Genomic DNA, 15,692 nt, shown 5'->3' on the forward strand with positions numbered 1-15,692 from the left:
AACACCGGTTCTCGCTGGCCTCGCCCGCGAACTACACTGCAGCCATGGCGCCTGCGGATCGTCTGGACCGGATCGAGTCCAGTTTGGCGGTCAGCCAGCTGCCGAGCCGCTATGCCATGGCGCTGGATGCCCGCGACCTGGACGCGTTGGTGGCCCTTTTCGTCGACGATGTTGATGCGGGTGCGCAGGGCCGCGGCCGGCAGGCGTTGAAGCGCTGGTATGACGGTGTCCTGCGGCGGTTCTACCGCAGCATCCACCTTATCTGCGGACACGAATTCGACTTCATCAACGCCGACCAAGCGACGGGATCGGTGTACTGCCGGGCCGAGCACGAGGACGGTGACGGGTGGTACGTCATCACGATGCGCTACGACGATGTCTACGCACGACGCGACGGCCGGTGGCACTTCGTCAAGCGACGTGAGCATCCGTGGTACGCCGTAGACGTCACTGAACGGCCCGGACCCGAGTTCATCCGGTGGCCAACGGACGTTCCGCTTCGCGCGGCCATGCCACAGCGGATGCCGACCTGGCGGGCGTTCTGGGAGAACGGAGATCCCGAGCAACCCGGGCGGCTGTCGCGACGGCCGTAGTCGTTTACAATTTGGACCGTAAGTGACATTCTCATTTCCGTAAATGGCAATTATCGCAGGTTGGGAGGGCGTCATTTCCGACGACAAGGTGCTCCGCGGAGTTCGTGTGCTGGAGGTCGCAGCGTGGACGTTCGTGCCCTCGGCGGGCGCGGTATTGGCAGAGTGGGGCGCGGAGGTCATCAAGGTCGAGCCGCGTAATGGTGGTGATCCACAGCGCGGCCTGGTCACGATGGGAATCGTCGACGCGGGCGGCGGCTCGGTCAACTACATGATCGAGATCCCCAACCGCGGAAAGAAATCAATCGGGGTGGACCTGAGCACACCGGGCGGTCAGGAAGTCGTTCGCGAACTCGCCAAGACCTGCGATGTGTTTTTGACCAGTTACCTGCCGGAGCGCCGCAAAAAGCTTGGCATCGACGTCGAGGACATCAGAGCGGCCAACCCGAGCATCATTTATGTGCGGGGATCGGGGCACGGGCCGAAGGGGCCCGATGCCGACAAGCCTGGCTACGACGGTGTGTCCTACTGGGCACGTGGGGGGATCGCCAATGTCCTCACCGAGGACGCGGATGAGTTGGTGCGCTCGCGCCCGGCGTTCGGCGACCTGCTCGGAGGGATGACGATCGCGGGCGGTATCGCCGCCGCGCTCTATAAGAAGGCGACGACCGGTAGGGGCTCGGTCGTCGACGTTTCTCTTCTCGGACTGGCCGCCTGGAACCTCAGCCCCGACGTCGCGGTGAGCCAAATCCACGGCGGGAGTGCCATTCCCAAGTTTGCGCATGCGGACGCGCCCAACCCATTAGTGGGCACGTACCGCACAAAAGACGGTCGCTACGTGCAGCTGATGATGCTCCAACTCGACAAGTTCTACGCCGAGGCGATGCGAGTGATCGGCCTTCCCGAGTTGGTGGACGATCCGCGATTCGCCGATCCCGCATCGCGGTTCGAGAATCGTGCCATTCTGATCGCGTTGCTCGACGAGACGTTTGCCAAGCGCACCTTGGCCGAGTGGCGTGAGACTCTGACGGTGCTTTCGGGTGCGTGGGGAATCGTGCAGACACCGGCCGAGCTTTGTCAAGATCCTGCCATCACCGCGAACGGCTATGTAGCCCACACCGAAACCATGAACGGAGTGCCGTTTTCACTGCCCACCAATCCTGTTCAATTCGACGAACAGGCGATCATCCCGCCCGGAGCACCCGAACACGGCCAGCACACAGAAGAAGTGCTGATGGATGCCGGCATCGACTGGGGCACGATCACGAAGTACAAGGAATCCGGAGCGATCCTGTGAATTCGGCCAAATTCGGAATCTCTGATGCCGCCATCGATTTCGACCCGTTCTCCACGGATTTCTTCAACGGAGCCTATGACACCTATCGACGGCTCCGCGACGAAGCGCCACTGTATTACAACGCGAAGTGGGACTTCTGGGCGCTCACCCGCTACGACGATGTAGCCGCCGCGACAAAAGACCACAAAACGTTCTCATCGGCCAAGGGCGCCACGCTGGACATGGTGAAGGCTCATGATGACGCCATCCCGGTGCCCAAGGTGATTATTTCCATGGATCCGCCGGAGCATCAGAAGATGCGGCGTCTCGTCAGCAACGTTTTCACCCCGCGCGCGATCGCAGCGTTGGAAGACATGGTGCGCGACAAGGTCTATGAGCGCATCGATGCGCTGAATCCTGAGTCCTTCGACGTGGTAGCCGACTTCTCGGCTCTCTTTCCCAACGAGGTCATCACGACGATGCTTGGCGTGCCGAAGCAGGACCGCGATCAGATACGGGTCTGGTTAGACTTGCTTCTGGAACGCCACCCCGGCGAGATCGCCACCACTAAGCGTGGATACCAGGCGTCGGTGAACACGGGCCTTTATTACTACGATCTGGTGCAGCAGCGGCGAGCCCACCCCGAAGATGACATGATCAGCCGTCTGATTGAGACGGAGATTGAGCGCGACGGTGTGGTGGAAAAGCTCACCGACGTCGACATCACGGGTTTCGCAACAATGCTCGGAGGAGCAGGCGCCGAAACGGTTACCAAGCTGGTGGGCAACGCGATGGTCGCCTTCGCCGACTTTCCTGACCAGTGGCGCAAGCTTCGCGATGACCGAAGTAAAATTCCCGCCGCAGTGGAGGAGTTGCTGCGCTACGAGGCTCCCTCGCAGTATCAAGTCCGGACCGCCACGCGCGACGTGACATATTACGGGACAACGATTCCGGCGGGCGGCGCGGTGCTGCTAGTCACGGGTTCGGCGACCCGCGACGAGCGGATATTTGAGGATCCCGACCGCTTGGACATCGACCGAGAGCGCAAGATGGGTTTCAACCTCGCGTTCGGCTATGGCATACACAGTTGTCTCGGTGCGGCACTGGCTCGCATGGAGAGCCGAATCGCGCTAGGGGCGCTGCTGGATCTACTTCCCGAGTACGAAGTCGACCGCGACAAGTTGCAGCGGGTGGCGATGGCGAATGTCTGTGGCTGGTCCAATGTCCCCGTGCGCAGGGTCGGCTGAGGCCGGACCGTTATCGTCGCCGCGCGCGGCCGTCGACGAATCCATTCACGACATACGCGCGCACGAATTCGGCGACAGCGTCGTCGTCACGCATATCGATGGTCGGGGATGGAGTCGTAAACAGCGAGAAGAGGATTCGTGCGAACCATTCGGTCGCAGTGGGTATGTCGAGGTCGGCTCGGACCTCGCCGGTCAACCTGGCGGCCGATACGTAGGGCGCCAAGAACTCGGTGCATTCCTTGAGGAGCATTGCCGCGTTCTTGGTCATCATCAAGCTGACTTCTGCTTCGTCGAAGTATGCCTCCGGCTCGACGACCCTGCGTGCCTGGCTGACGAATACCGCGGCCTGCACCAGCCGGCCTTCCAGGGTGCTACCGCCGTGACGATCGATCGCCTTGGCCATGTTGCGGTAGAACCGCTGTGATGCCGCCTCGGCGCATGCCTCGACGATCGTCTCCTTGTCCCGGAAGTATTCGTAGAACGTGCTGCGGGACACACCAGCGGCACGGGCGATGTCGACAATGGTCGTCTTGGCCAAGCCTTGGGTCCGAAAACAGGCGAATGCCGCCGAGATGATGGCATTGCGAGTGTCGGTCGCGGTTGCCTGCGTCATACGATCCCTTCCTAGCTCCCGACGAGGGTAGCGGTACTGCGACTTAGCGGTCGGGCGCGAGGATCAGCCCGCTCGTCGGGACGCCGGTGCCCGACGTGACCAGAACGTGTTCGACGCCGTCCACCTGGTTGTACGACGTGCCACGCACCTGCCGGACGCCCTCCGTGATGCCGTTCATCCCATGGATGTAGGCTTCACCGAGCAATCCGCCGTTGGTGTTGATCGGCATCCGCCCGCCCAGCGACAGCTCGTCGATCGACACGAAATCCTTGGCCTCGCCCCGTCCGCAGAATCCGAGTTCCTCAAGCTGGGTGAATACGAACGGAGTGAAGTGGTCGTAGAGGAACGCCGTCGAGATGTCATCCGGTTTCAGTCCCGAGTCGCGCCACAACTTGTTGCCGACCACACCCATTTCCGGTAGCCCGGTGATCTCTTCGCGGTAGTAACTTGTCATCACCTCGCCGTCGTAAGCGGCGCCTTGCGCCGCGGCCGTGATGACGGCAGGGGGATTGGGCAGATCCCGGGCCCGCTCGACACTCGTCACCACCATCGCGACGCCGCCGTCGCTTTCCTGGCAGCAATCCAGCAGTCGCAGCACCGGCTCAATGATCCAGCGCGACTGCTGGTGCTGCTCAAGAGATATCGGTTTGCCGTAGAACCAGGCATCCGGATTGTTGGCAGCGTGTTTGCGGTCGATAACGGAGATTTTCCCGAAGTCGGCGTTGGTAACCCCGTATGTCGACATGTACCGCTGAGCATGCAAGGCGACCCACGCGGCCGGCGTCATGAAGCCGAACGGAGCATACGGAGCCATCCATAACGGTGTCACACCGGGTTGGCGTCCAGCGCCACCGAACCGGAAGCCGGAGCGCTCGTTGAAAGCCCGATAGCACACCACCGCCTCGGCGGCGCCGGTCGCAACAGCCATCGCGGCCTGCATCACCGTGCCCGCCGCCGCTCCGCCACCGTGCGGCACCCTGGTGAAGAACGAGAGATTCTCGATGCCGACATTGCGTGCGACCTCGATCTCCTCATTCTCGTCCACGGTGAACGTCACCATGCCGTCGATATCGCCGGGACGCAGGCCCGCATCGTCGATGGCCGCCTTGACGGCCTCGCAGGCCAACTGCATTTCGGTCCGGCCAGATTCCTTTGAGAATTCGGTCTGGCCGATACCGGCCAGAGCAGTTTTCCCGCCGATGCCCGCGCTCATCCATCGACCCCCTCGAGCAGGCTGAGCACCGCGGTGCCAAAGACATGCGCACCAAGGCTGTTAGCGCCCTTGAACGTGACCTCGACCAAGCCCTCGCCGTCGGCGGATGACTTGCCTGTGACACTGCCGTCGAAGCGCAGCGGATCGTTCGGGTAGGCGGGTACACCGAGGCGAACGGACAGCTTTTTGATCATCGCCTCGGGTCCGGCCCAGTCGTGCAGGAACTTCACACACAGGCCGTTGGTGGTCAGGATATTAAGGAAGATGTCCTTGGAGCCTTGGGAATTGGCGAAGTCGCGGTCGTGGTGCACCGGCATGTAGTCACGCGAGGCGATGGCGCCCGCGACGATCAGCGTGGTGGTCACGGGCACGTCCATCGGTGTGACCTCGTCACCGACATTGATGGTGTTCCACGCCAGGGTCGTGGTGCGCTTGAGGGTAGAGGTCATTTGCCGCTTCCTTCCGCGTATGCATACCCGAGCCGGGCCAGCTGCTGCGACGCAGAGCCCAGTGCGAGTTCGTTCTGTTTGGCCCACAGGAAATAACGGGACAGCGGGTAGGTGATGTCGATTCCCATGCCGCCGTGCACTTGTTGGGCTGAGGCGGCGACGCGGGCGCCCGCATCGGCGGCCCAGAACTTGGCGATACCGGCCTCGCGATCGGCCGGTCGCCCTTGAGCGATCAACCATGCCGCATACCACGTGGTCCACCGGATGGCTTCGACGTCAATGAACGCATCGGCGAGACGCTGCTGGACGGCCTGGAAGGATCCAATCGGGCGGCCGAACTGCTCGCGCTCGCTGGTGTACGTGGCAGCCAGTTTCAAAGCCCTTTCCACAACCCCGATTTGGATCGCGCACAACCCGACGAGGGCCCTGGAGTAGAGCGAGCTGACGATATTCCCGTCGTCGTGCTCGGTGAGCCGGCGGCCGATCGCGCCGGTCAAGCCGACATCGGCGTGGGGCTCACCGTTGGTGGTGGGCGCCGGTGTGATGGTCACACCATCGGATCCGGTGTCGACGATGAACAGCCCAGGACCGTCCCCGGTTTGTGCCGACACCACGATCGCCTGTGCGAGCTGCGCCGCGGGCACGAGCTCCTTGCTGCCGTCGAGCCACCATGTGTCGCCACCGGGTCGTGCGGTGGTGTGCGGTGCGGTCGGGGAAGAGTTGCCCGGTTCGACGAGCCCGGCGGTGAGGATTGTGCCGCCGTCGATGACGCCGGGAAGATACCGATCCTGCATGGCGGAATCACCGTGCCGCACAATAGTGTCGGCGCCCAGAACGAGGGTGGGATACACCGGCACCGGCGCAACACTGAAGCCGACCTCGCTAAGCAGAACACCCAATTCAAGGAATCCGCCGCCGCTGCCGCCCACGGATTCAGGTAGTGCGATGCCGAGCAGGTCGGCGGACGCGAGCTCGTTCCACAGCCCGGCGTCAAATCGCACGTGGCCGGATTCGAGTTCGGTCAGATGCTCGGGCGTGGCGCGGTGCTCGAACAGCTGACGCGCCACTTTACCGACTGCTTCTTGTTCTTCGGTGAAAGTGAAATCCATGGGATTGCGATCGCCTTCGGTCAGCCGGCTGGCCGGAATTGGTGCAGCACCAACTCGTCACCACTCGGAAGGGCTTCGAAGGTCTCGAAAAAGACCTCGACGGGCATGCCGACCTCGATGGCGGCGGGTTCGATGTCACAGAGGTTCGACACGATGCGTACCCCCTCGTCGAGCTCGATGAGCGCAACGACGTATGGGTACTGAAGGAACGGCAGCGGAGGATACTGCGGCATCACGAAGCTGTACACCGTGCCGTGCCCCGATGCCACGACGTAGTCCCACTTCAGTGACTGGCACTTGCCGCACATCGGCCGTGGTGGGACGCGCAATGTTTGGCAGTCCGCGCAGCGCTGGATGCGAAGTTCGTTCTCTTTCAAGCCCGACCAGAAGAATTCGGTGTCGGGACTGATGGACGGGGCGAGTCTGCTGGCCATCAGTCCCCAGCCCTTCCGGCGGGGGCCCCATCCGTCTTGAATCGCAGAGTGCGGAACCATTGGCGTCCGATGACGTCGTTGTTCTGATCGCGGTAGGTGGTTACCCAGGTGACGAAGAAGCCGTTTCCCATCGCTGTCTTCTTTTCGTCGGAGATCGAGTCGAACACTGTCTCGGCGGTAATCTGGTCTCCGACCCGGGGGTAGCGTTCGATCTCGAAATCGGAGTTCGTCGCGATGATGCCGGTGTAGCCGGCGTCGGATAGGAACTGCAGCGGGTTGGTCTTGATCTCGATCGGCACGCCGCCGCGTTCGTGAATGCCTGCCAGTTTCGGTGGGGGCATCGTCCAGCTCTGCAGCATGACCGGCGGCGAGACCAGGCCGCCGTAGCGAGAGTTCTGGGCGAACTCTTCATCGAGGTAGGCCGGGTTCATGTCGTCCAACGCGTACGCCCAGTGCCGGATCATCGCGGCGTTCACCGGATCTGGTGCGCGCGAGGGTTTGCCGATGCCGTCGGTGGGTGTGCCGATCAGCGCGTCGAGGCGTTGACGCAGTTCGTCTTTGGTCAGTTCAGTCACAGGGTTCGGCATTCCTTTCAGGAGGATCGCATGTCACGGGGTGCGCGCGGCATGCCAAGACCGGCCATGGCGATGATGTCGCGTTGCAGTTCGTTCGCGCCGCCGCCGAACGTGTTGATGACGGCGAGTCGATACGCGCTCTCCAGTTCACCCTTGAGTGGAGCCGACGAATCTTTGCGCAGACCCGGTTGGCCGACCACGTCGAGCAGCTCGCGGGCCACCTGTTGGGTGAGCTCGGTGCCGAAAACCTTTGCGGCCGAGGCCTCGCCCATACCCAGCGCACCGGAACTCATGTTGGTGTTCACCCGCAGGTTGAGCAGTCGGTAGGCGGCGACCTGCGCCTCCACCCGCGCTAACGCCTGCTGGACCCACGGCTGGTCGATCACGAACCCGTCATCGAGTTCAGTGGTCTTGGCCCACTCCAGCGTCTTGTTGAACAAAGGCTCCAGCGCACCGAGATTGCCGAGGGCGGCGCGTTCGAGGTTCAGCTGATTGGTGACCAGCTTCCAGCCCTCGTTCTCGCCGAGCACAATGGCGCTCTCCGGGACGCGCACATCGTCGTAGAAGGTGTAGTACGTCGAGACACCGGGCATCGTGTGCAGTGGTTTCCAGGAGAAGCCGGGGGAATCGGTGGGCACGATGAATACCGTGATCCCTTTGTGCTTCTTGGCGGTGGGATCGGTGCGGGCGGCCAGCCAGATGTAGTCGGCGAATTCCGCGCCGCTGGTGAAAATCTTGGAGCCGTTGATCACGAACTCGTCGCCATCACGCACCGCACTGGTCCGCAGGGAGGCCAGGTCACTGCCGGCTCCGGGCTCGGAGTAGCCGATCGCGAAATCGACGGTGCCCTTGAGGATCGCGGGAAGGAACTTTTGCTTCTGCTCCTCGGTCCCGTACTGAATGAGTGTGGGGCCGACCGTGTTCAGCGTGATCATCGGCAGTGGCGCATGGACGCGACGTGCTTCCTCGCCGAAGATGTACTGCTCGAGTGCGGTCAGTCCGCTACCGCCGTATTCGACCGGCCATGCAACGCCAAGCAGGCCGGCTTCGCCGAGCGCGCGTCGGCACTCGGCGATGGCCGCGCCGCCCTCCATCAGCCCCGCGACCGCCTTGCGTCGTCCGGGGGTCATGACCGCCTCGAGGCGTTCGCGGTAGTTCTGCCGGAGCTGTTCCTGCTCGGGGCTGTAGTCGAAATCCATCAGACCCCCGCGCTCATACGTACCGGCATGCGCTTGACGCCCGGCACCATCGTGGCGCGCAGCCGCGTCACATCGCCGGTGAGTTCGATGCTCGGATAGGTACCCAGCAGCACCTCGAACATCACCCTTGCCTCCAGCCGTGCCAGTTGGGCGCCGAGGCAAGCATGCTCGCCCGCGCCGAACGCTATGTGCGGATTGGGATTTCGGGTGATATCGAACTCTTCGCTGGTAGCGCCGAAGACCTCCTCGTCGCGATTGGCCGCACCGTAGAGCATCACCACCGTTTCACCCGCCTTGATCTGCTGACCGCGGATCTCGACGTCCTCGGTGGCTACCCGCGCCATGTGGGTCACCGGACTGGTGAACCGCAGCATCTCTTCGACAGCCAGCGGCAAAAGCTCGGGTTTCGAGCGCAGTAAGGCGAACTGATCGGGATGGTCCAACAGCGCCAACGTGCCCAGCGCGATGAGGTTGCGAGTCGTCTCGTTGCCGGCAACCAGCAGCAGGAATGAGAAGTTCAGTAGGTCCGCATCGGTGAGGCGCTCGCCATCGACTTCCGCGGCCGCCAGTATGGACAGCAGGTCGTCTTGACCGGTGACCTCGCCAGACCGCCGGGCATCGATCAGTTTGGTGAAGTACTCGTACAACTCGCCGAGTGCCACCATGTTGTCCAACTCGATATCCGGATCGGCGGTACCCACCGCCGCGTCCGACCACGCGCGGAACCGCTCCCAGTCCTTTGTCGGCGCGCCGAGCATATCCGCGATCATCCGAGTCGGAAGCGGCGCGGCGATCTCCTCGGCAAACTCGTATACCCGTGATGGGTCGACATCGTCGAGAATGCCCTTGACGATCGCGCGCACTTTGGGTTCCAGCAACGTGACCTGCCGCCGGGTGAAACCCGCATTGATCAGCTTGCGAAGCTGCCGGTGCCGTGGCGGGTCGGTGAAGATCAGGTTTCCCTCCTGCACCGGGCTGGGCATGGCGGGATCCGGGATCGTGATGCCCTTCGTCGACGAGAACGTCAGCGGATGGCCTGAGACATGGCGGATGTCCTCGTACTTCGTCAGTGCCCAGAAATTCGTGACGTCGTTCCAGACGACCGGCGTGCTGTTGCGCAGTTCCCGATAGCCCGGGTAGGGATCCCCGGCGTAAAAGTCCGGCGAGTGCAGCGGCAACGTGGACGTTGGTCTGGAGGCGGAGTTAGCGGGCACTGCAAGCCTTCCTCGACGCAAAGGTGAATCGGACACTTTTTCCATCTATGTCCGGCAGTGCTGTGTTTACAGCACAACCAAGGCTCATGTCAATGATTATCGACCCAGCTATTTGGCGATAGCATTGACGTCGACCGACCCGTCGGTGTACATATTTTAACCGGGTGTCGGACGCGTTCGCGTCGCATCAAATGATTGCGCAGTTCGGCGAATGACCAGGAAGGTCTAGTGATGTGACAACCGATTCCAGCCTCGTCGACAGCTACGGCGTCTACATCGATGGCAGGTGGGTCGAATCGGAAAGCGGACGATATGACGTGGTCAACCCGGCCACGGAACGGGTGATCGCTTCGGCGCCCGATGCCGGCGTCGCGCAGGTCGAGCGTGCGATCGCGGCGGCGCGCGCCGCCTTCGATTCCGGCTCATGGTCCGCGGCGAATCCGGCCGAGCGGTCTCGCTGTCTCCAACAGCTCAGTGATGCACTGCTGGCCCGGGGTGACGACATCTATGCCCTTGCGCAGGCCGAGTGGGGTTGCACAGCAAACGAGCGACTGATCCACGTGGATGGGCCCGCCTTCATGATCGGCCATGCCGCGGAACTTGCGCTCGAGCCGGCTGAGGCGCCGATGGACGCGTGGGGCGCGGCAGGCACCACCCTGTTGCGCTACGAGCCGCTCGGTGTTGTCGCAGCCATGACGCCGTGGAATTTCCCGCACACGCTGAACGTGATGAAGCTGGGAGCCGCACTCGCCGCAGGCAACACGCTTGTGCTCAAGCCGTCGCCGCTGACACCGCTGGCCGGTCTCGCACTCGCGCGGCTGATCGACGAGGAGACCGACATTCCACCCGGTGTGGTCAACGTCGTCACCCCCAGCGCTATCGAGGCCAGCCGCGCTTTGACCCTGGATCCGCGGGTCGACATGGTGAGCTTCACCGGAAGTTCGGCCGTCGGTCGCGACGTGATGGCGGCCGCCGCAACGTCGATGAAGCGGATCCTGCTCGAGTGCGGCGGCAAGTCGGCGACCATTTTGCTCGACGATGTCGACCTCACCGACGAATTGTTCGAGCGGCTTCTCTTCGAAGGCTGCACAATGCACGCGGGCCAGGCGTGCATCCTCAACAGTCGTTTACTGGTCCCGGACGCGCTGCACGACGATGTCGTTGATCGGCTCGCCGAGCTGGCTCGCAACGTCACGGTGGGCGACCCCACCGACGAGGCCACCGTCATGGGGCCGCTGATCAGTCGCCAACACCTGGAGCGGGTGGAGGGTTTCGTCGAACGTGCCGAAAGCGACGGCGCGACGATTGTCGCCGGCGGTGGGCGGCCGAACGGACTCGATCACGGTTTCTATTTCGAGCCAACGGTTCTGACCGATGCCAGCCCCGCGTCGTTCATCGCGCAGGAGGAGGTGTTCGGTCCGGTGCTGACGGTGCTGCGTTACCACAACGACGACGAAGCGGTCGGCATCGCCAACGATTCGGTCTACGGGCTCGGCGGTGCGGTCTGGGGCACCGACATAGACCGGGCGGTCGGACTTGCGCGACGGATCAGGACCGGTCAGATCTCGATCAATGGCACGATACCCGGCGACGCGCCATTCGGCGGGTTCAAACAGAGTGGAATCGGCCGCGAAGGCGGACTCATGGGGCTGCGGGCATACATGGAACCGAAGGCGATCGGAGTTCCTGCGTGAACGGATGTCTGACGGGACTGCGAGTCGTCGAAGTCGGTACCGAGATCGCAGCACCGTATTGCACGAAATTGCTCGTCGACCTCGGCGCCGACGTCTACAAGGTTGAGCCGCGATCGGGGGATCCGCTCCGCAACTGGGGCCCTTCGGGCGGACTGTTCGAATACTTGAACGCCGGAAAGCATGGATTGACAATTGATTTCGGATCGCGTTCCGATGTGTTGATCAATCTGATCGCCGAAGCCGACGTGGTGGTCGAAAATCTTCCGGCCGGGTCGGCCGACCGGGTCGTTCTGGGGCTCGACCGCGAGTCTCTGTCGCGGCTCAATCCGAATCTCGTCATTGTCCGCATCTCCGACTATGGCCAGGAGGGGCCGCGCCTGGACCGCCCATCGACCCCGCTCACCATTCAGGCAGCATCGGGCTGGGTGAACGTGCGTGAACCCGGCAGGCCACCCGTGCAGTCGGGCGCCCGCATCTCGGAGTACGTCGCGGGCGGGTATGCGGCGCTTGGGGCCCTGACCGCGCTGCGCATCGCCGACGCCGGCACCGATCGGGCGGTCGAGGTCGATGTGTCCGTCTTCGAGGCGCTGTTGTCCACCTTGCCATATCCGATGCTGATGGCTGAGCGACTGAAAGCCCTTGGTTTGCCGACAAATTCGAAGGCGGCACCGATGTTGGGCATTGTTCGCGCCGCCGATGGCTGGATCGGGATCAACTGTCTGACCGGCCAGCACTGGCTCGACGTGTGCGCGATGGTCGGGCTGCCCGAATTCGGCGAGCACCAGCTCGCGATCATGCTGGGAGGGCCCGAGCGCGACAAGTTCTTCGAGAAGGCTCAGCCCTGGCTTGATTCGATCACGGTGACAGATTTGGTCGAACTCAGCCAAGCCATGCGGATACCGGCGGCTCCGATCAATGACGGGGCATCAATTCTCGATTCTCCGCAATATCGTGAACGCGGGTTCTTCGTAGAAGGTGGATCAGAGCATGCTCGCTTCAAGAGACCGGGCGCACCGTTCCGGCTCTCCAAGACACCGGTCCCCACGCCGCAGCCGGCGCCGCAGCTGACCGATGACGCCGCGCCGTCCTGGGAGCCGCGAATTGCCGCGCGTGTCCGTTCGGAAATCGACGATGTGGCAATGCCGTTCGCGGGCTTGAGAGTGTTCGACCTCAGCACATTCTGGGCAGGAGCTTATTTGACCTGCTTTCTGGGGGCGTTCGGCGCCGACGTCATCAAGGTCGAGTCAATTCAGCGCCCGGACGGGCACCGCTACTCGGGCTCGCTGTTGCGCAACAGTGAATACTGGTATGAGATCGGGCCGTTGTGGCAGGGCACCAACCTCAACAAGCGCGATATCACGCTCGACCTGTCCGTCGAGGCCGGCCGCGATTTAGCGTTGCGGTTGGCGGCCGATGCCGACGTGGTGGTCGAGAACTTCTCACCGCGGGTGGTGGAGCAATTCGGTCTGGACTTCGACTCCCTGGTCAAAGTCAATCCCGACGTGATCATGGTTCGCATGCCCGGCTTCGGCCTTCAGGGACCGTGGCGGGACTATGTCGGGTGGGCACTGAACATCGAACAGCTGGCAGGGATGTCGGCGGTCACCGGCTACGCCGACGGTCCACCATGCAATCTGCAGGGACCTGCTGACCCCATCGCCGGTGTGCACGCAGCCGTAGCCTTGCTGGCAGCGCTGGAGCACCGGCAACGGACCGGCGAGGGCCAGCTGATCGAGGTCGCGCAGATCGAGGTCGGTGCGGCCGTGACCGCCGAGCCCGTCATCGAATATTCACTGACCCACCAGGTGCGCGGACGAGAAGGCAATCGACACCGCCGCTACGCACAAGGCGTCTATCCGGCCAGTGGCGATGATCAGTGGGTGGCCATCTCGGTGCGCGATGACTCCGACTGGGCCGCCGTCGCCGACGTGATCGGTCGACCCGAACTATGCGATGACGCGCGGTTTGCATCACCCGAAGCGCGGTTGCACAACCATGACGCCCTTGACGAAGTGCTCGCCCAGTGGACTGCGGTTCGAACATCCGACGAAGCTGCCGACCGACTGCGTCGGCGTGGAGTACCTGCGGAGCGGATCCTCACTTCGGAGCGGATGTACGACGTCGATCAGCTCGACGCGCGGGGCTTTTACCAGGAGATCGAGCATTCGCTCTCTGGTCGACAGAAGTTCCCGGGCTGGCCGTTTCGGATCACGCCGGGCCCCCAGCGGCATCACCGCACCCCGTCGCCGACGCTCGGCCAACACAATGAGGACGTGCTGGGCGCTCTGGGTTTGTCAGACGACGAGGTGAGCAAGCTACGTGACGAACAGGTCATTGGTGAACGCTTGCTGAACGCGTAGGTTCACGCGTCGACCATGGCCGCGATGGTGTCGACCACGCAAGCCGGCCGGTCGGACCCCTCAACCTCGACCGTGACGCGCACGGTGGCGCGTCCACCCTTGTCGGTGCGCTCCACCTTGACCAGTTCGGCGCCGGCGCGGATTCGCGAGTCGACGGGCACCGGGGCTGGGAAGCGAAGCTTGTCGACACCGTAGTTGACTTGCATCGACAACCCCGTCACCTGGTAAATCTCTTGCACCAGAATGGGAACCAGCGACAGCGTGAGATAGCCGTGCGCGATCGTTTTACCGTACGGACCTTTAGCGGCCCGCTCCGCGTCGACATGAATCCACTGGTGGTCACCGGTCGCCTCGGCGAACAGATCGATCGCTTTCTGCGTGACGTCGTGCCACCCGCTGTAGCCGAGGTGTTCGCCGACGTGCGATTCGAACCCGGCGATGCCCTGGTAGACCGTAGGGGAGGCCTGCGTCATGCCGGGACCTTCAGTCCTAACTGCTCAATAGCGTTGCCGCCCATGATCTTCATCTTCGCGGCATCGGAGATACCGTCGAGCCGGTCGACGAAGCTCAACGGGTCGCCGATGCCCTCGGGGTGCGGAAAGTCGGAGCCGAACATCACGTGATCCTCACCCATGAGGTCGATGATCCCCTTGAGGTCGTCCTCGAGGAACGGGTGGATGTAGATATTGCGTTTGAACACCTCGACGGGATGCTCGTCGAACTCCTTGGGCATGATCTTGTAGGCGGTGTTGAGCTGCTCGAGAAGATTGCGCACCCAACCGCTGCCGTTCTCGACGCAAAGGATCTTCAGGTCGGGGAAGCGGGACAACGCGCCGTGGCAGATCATCGCGGCCAAGGTGTCCTCGATGGCGCGGTGGCCCATCACCACCTCGCGCAGTGCGCTCGGCTTGAACGAGAGGTACTCCTCGCCGCCCTCCCATTCCATGAGGTGCTTCTGGTATCCGCTGTCTGACGCGTGCATTGTCACCGGGATGCCCGCCTTGACCACTTCTTTCCAGAAGGGGTCGAATTCGGGCAGACCCATCGACCGCGAGCCGCCGAAGCGACTGGGCACCGGAGCAGGGCGAACCAAGAAAGTTTTCATTCCCCGTTCGAGGCACCAGTGCAGCTCTTTGATGGCCTCGTCGACAAGGGGCAGGCAGATGACGGGTGTCGCGAAGATGCGGTCGTGGTAGTTGAACGTCCAGTGTTCGTGCATCCACTCGTTGAGGGCGTGGATGATTGCGTGGGTCAGGATGACGTCGTCGGTGGTGCGCTCCTCGATGAGACTGGCGAGGGTGGGGTACATGACGCATTGGTCGATGCCGAGCTCATCCATCAGCTCCAACCTGGGGGCCGGATACTGGTAGGCGGGGATGACATCCATTGCTTCACCGATGAACTCGCGGAAATTCAGCCCCTCGGGATTGTTGCCCAGGAAGTAGTCCTCGGCGCTGCCCGGCCTCGCCACCCGTGCGAACGTCGGGTTGGGAATCATGTGGCTGATGCGGTCCTTGACGACAAGCTTGGGCCGACCGTTGACCTCGACGTAGCCGACCTTGCCACGGTGTTCTTTGGGCAGGTACTTGGTGAGTGCGTCGGTGGTCTCGTACATATGGTTGTCGATGTCGAAGACCGGATAGGGCAAGGACCGAGTAGGCATGTGGCTGATCCCTCCGTAGAGCAGCGAATATGGCCGTTTACGCTCTGTGGAAATGA

At 62.8% G+C, this 15,692-nt stretch carries 15 protein-coding genes; 5 read left to right on the forward strand and 10 right to left on the reverse strand.

Annotated elements, in window-relative coordinates:
• Positions 1 to 62: 62 nt before the first annotated feature.
• The 3 genes from MSP7336_RS13215 to MSP7336_RS13225 are packed head-to-tail and all read left to right on the forward strand — an operon-like array spanning position 63 to position 3,113.
• Complete coding sequence (locus MSP7336_RS13215; protein WP_069394637.1) at positions 63 to 593, forward strand: nuclear transport factor 2 family protein; 531 nt, start codon at positions 63 to 65, stop codon at positions 591 to 593.
• Between the two features lie 43 nt (positions 594 to 636).
• Positions 637 to 1,887 (forward strand): CaiB/BaiF CoA transferase family protein, encoded by a 1,251-nt coding sequence (locus MSP7336_RS13220; RefSeq protein ID WP_113963874.1) that lies wholly within the window; start codon positions 637 to 639, stop codon positions 1,885 to 1,887.
• Entirely contained in the window at positions 1,884 to 3,113 is a 1,230-nt protein-coding gene (locus MSP7336_RS13225; RefSeq protein ID WP_069394436.1) for a cytochrome P450, read from the forward strand. The genes MSP7336_RS13220 and MSP7336_RS13225 overlap by 4 nt, the downstream gene beginning before the upstream one ends.
• A 10-nt stretch (positions 3,114 to 3,123) precedes the next feature.
• Here the strand turns inward: MSP7336_RS13225 and MSP7336_RS13230 are convergent, their stop codons facing one another.
• The 8 genes from MSP7336_RS13230 to MSP7336_RS13265 are packed head-to-tail and all read right to left on the reverse strand — an operon-like array spanning position 3,124 to position 9,877.
• Positions 3,124 to 3,726, reverse strand: a complete 603-nt coding sequence (locus MSP7336_RS13230; RefSeq protein WP_069394437.1) for a TetR/AcrR family transcriptional regulator — start codon at positions 3,724 to 3,726, stop codon at positions 3,124 to 3,126.
• Positions 3,727 to 3,769: 43 nt separating this feature from the next.
• Positions 3,770 to 4,939 (reverse strand): lipid-transfer protein, encoded by a 1,170-nt coding sequence (locus MSP7336_RS13235; RefSeq protein WP_113963875.1) that lies wholly within the window; start codon positions 4,937 to 4,939, stop codon positions 3,770 to 3,772.
• Complete coding sequence (locus MSP7336_RS13240) at positions 4,936 to 5,388, reverse strand: MaoC family dehydratase (RefSeq protein WP_113963876.1); 453 nt, start codon at positions 5,386 to 5,388, stop codon at positions 4,936 to 4,938. The genes MSP7336_RS13235 and MSP7336_RS13240 overlap by 4 nt, the downstream gene beginning before the upstream one ends.
• Entirely contained in the window at positions 5,385 to 6,497 is a 1,113-nt protein-coding gene (locus MSP7336_RS13245; protein ID WP_113963877.1) for an acyl-CoA dehydrogenase family protein, read from the reverse strand. Before MSP7336_RS13245 ends, MSP7336_RS13240 begins: the two co-directional genes overlap by 4 nt.
• 20 nt (positions 6,498 to 6,517) lie before the next feature.
• Positions 6,518 to 6,931: a Zn-ribbon domain-containing OB-fold protein gene (locus MSP7336_RS13250; RefSeq protein WP_069394441.1), complete on the reverse strand. Its 414-nt coding sequence runs from the start codon at positions 6,929 to 6,931 to the stop codon at positions 6,518 to 6,520.
• Positions 6,931 to 7,506, reverse strand: coding sequence for an FAS1-like dehydratase domain-containing protein (locus tag MSP7336_RS13255; RefSeq protein ID WP_113963878.1), 576 nt, complete (start codon positions 7,504 to 7,506; stop codon positions 6,931 to 6,933). The genes MSP7336_RS13250 and MSP7336_RS13255 overlap by 1 nt, the downstream gene beginning before the upstream one ends.
• Positions 7,507 to 7,523: 17 nt before the next feature.
• Positions 7,524 to 8,705 (reverse strand): acyl-CoA dehydrogenase family protein, encoded by a 1,182-nt coding sequence (locus tag MSP7336_RS13260; RefSeq protein WP_113963879.1) that lies wholly within the window; start codon positions 8,703 to 8,705, stop codon positions 7,524 to 7,526.
• Positions 8,705 to 9,877 carry a cytochrome P450 gene (locus MSP7336_RS13265; protein WP_113964903.1) on the reverse strand — a complete coding sequence of 391 codons (1,173 nt, stop codon included), beginning with the start codon at positions 9,875 to 9,877 and terminating at the stop codon, positions 8,705 to 8,707. Before MSP7336_RS13265 ends, MSP7336_RS13260 begins: the two co-directional genes overlap by 1 nt.
• 275 nt (positions 9,878 to 10,152) lie before the next feature.
• Here MSP7336_RS13265 and MSP7336_RS13270 point away from each other — a divergent pair, with 275 nt between their 5' ends.
• Together MSP7336_RS13270 and MSP7336_RS13275 are read left to right on the forward strand one after the other, a co-directional pair.
• Complete coding sequence (locus MSP7336_RS13270; RefSeq protein ID WP_113963880.1) at positions 10,153 to 11,613, forward strand: aldehyde dehydrogenase family protein; 1,461 nt, start codon at positions 10,153 to 10,155, stop codon at positions 11,611 to 11,613.
• Positions 11,610 to 13,973: a CaiB/BaiF CoA transferase family protein gene (locus tag MSP7336_RS13275; RefSeq protein WP_113963881.1), complete on the forward strand. Its 2,364-nt coding sequence runs from the start codon at positions 11,610 to 11,612 to the stop codon at positions 13,971 to 13,973. The genes MSP7336_RS13270 and MSP7336_RS13275 overlap by 4 nt, the downstream gene beginning before the upstream one ends.
• 2 nt (positions 13,974 to 13,975) lie before the next feature.
• Here the strand turns inward: MSP7336_RS13275 and MSP7336_RS13280 are convergent, their stop codons facing one another.
• Together MSP7336_RS13280 and MSP7336_RS13285 are read right to left on the reverse strand one after the other, a co-directional pair.
• Entirely contained in the window at positions 13,976 to 14,446 is a 471-nt protein-coding gene (locus tag MSP7336_RS13280) for a MaoC family dehydratase (RefSeq protein ID WP_113963882.1), read from the reverse strand.
• Positions 14,443 to 15,636 carry an amidohydrolase family protein gene (locus MSP7336_RS13285; RefSeq protein WP_113963883.1) on the reverse strand — a complete coding sequence of 398 codons (1,194 nt, stop codon included), beginning with the start codon at positions 15,634 to 15,636 and terminating at the stop codon, positions 14,443 to 14,445. The genes MSP7336_RS13280 and MSP7336_RS13285 overlap by 4 nt, the downstream gene beginning before the upstream one ends.
• Positions 15,637 to 15,692: the final 56 nt, after the last annotated feature.

The sequence above is a fragment of the Mycobacterium shimoidei genome, from assembly GCF_900417275.1.
Taxonomy (GTDB): Bacteria; Actinomycetota; Actinomycetes; order Mycobacteriales; family Mycobacteriaceae; genus Mycobacterium; species Mycobacterium shimoidei.

What these genes read in the sequence shown, in the direction of transcription:
- MSP7336_RS13230 (WP_069394437.1), bottom strand. Translation starts at nt 3,726, where the DNA reads ATGACGCAGGCAACCGCGACCGACACTCGCAATGCCATCATCTCGGCG.
- MSP7336_RS13245 (WP_113963877.1), bottom strand. Translation starts at nt 6,497, where the DNA reads ATGGATTTCACTTTCACCGAAGAACAAGAAGCAGTCGGTAAAGTGGCG.
- MSP7336_RS13250 (WP_069394441.1), bottom strand. Translation starts at nt 6,931, where the DNA reads ATGGCCAGCAGACTCGCCCCGTCCATCAGTCCCGACACCGAATTCTTC.
- MSP7336_RS13285 (WP_113963883.1), bottom strand. Translation starts at nt 15,636, where the DNA reads ATGCCTACTCGGTCCTTGCCCTATCCGGTCTTCGACATCGACAACCAT.
- MSP7336_RS13260 (WP_113963879.1), bottom strand. Translation starts at nt 8,705, where the DNA reads ATGGATTTCGACTACAGCCCCGAGCAGGAACAGCTCCGGCAGAACTAC.
- MSP7336_RS13240 (WP_113963876.1), bottom strand. Translation starts at nt 5,388, where the DNA reads ATGACCTCTACCCTCAAGCGCACCACGACCCTGGCGTGGAACACCATC.
- MSP7336_RS13235 (WP_113963875.1), bottom strand. Translation starts at nt 4,939, where the DNA reads ATGAGCGCGGGCATCGGCGGGAAAACTGCTCTGGCCGGTATCGGCCAG.
- MSP7336_RS13220 (WP_113963874.1), top strand. Translation starts at nt 637, where the DNA reads ATGGCAATTATCGCAGGTTGGGAGGGCGTCATTTCCGACGACAAGGTG.
- MSP7336_RS13280 (WP_113963882.1), bottom strand. Translation starts at nt 14,446, where the DNA reads ATGACGCAGGCCTCCCCTACGGTCTACCAGGGCATCGCCGGGTTCGAA.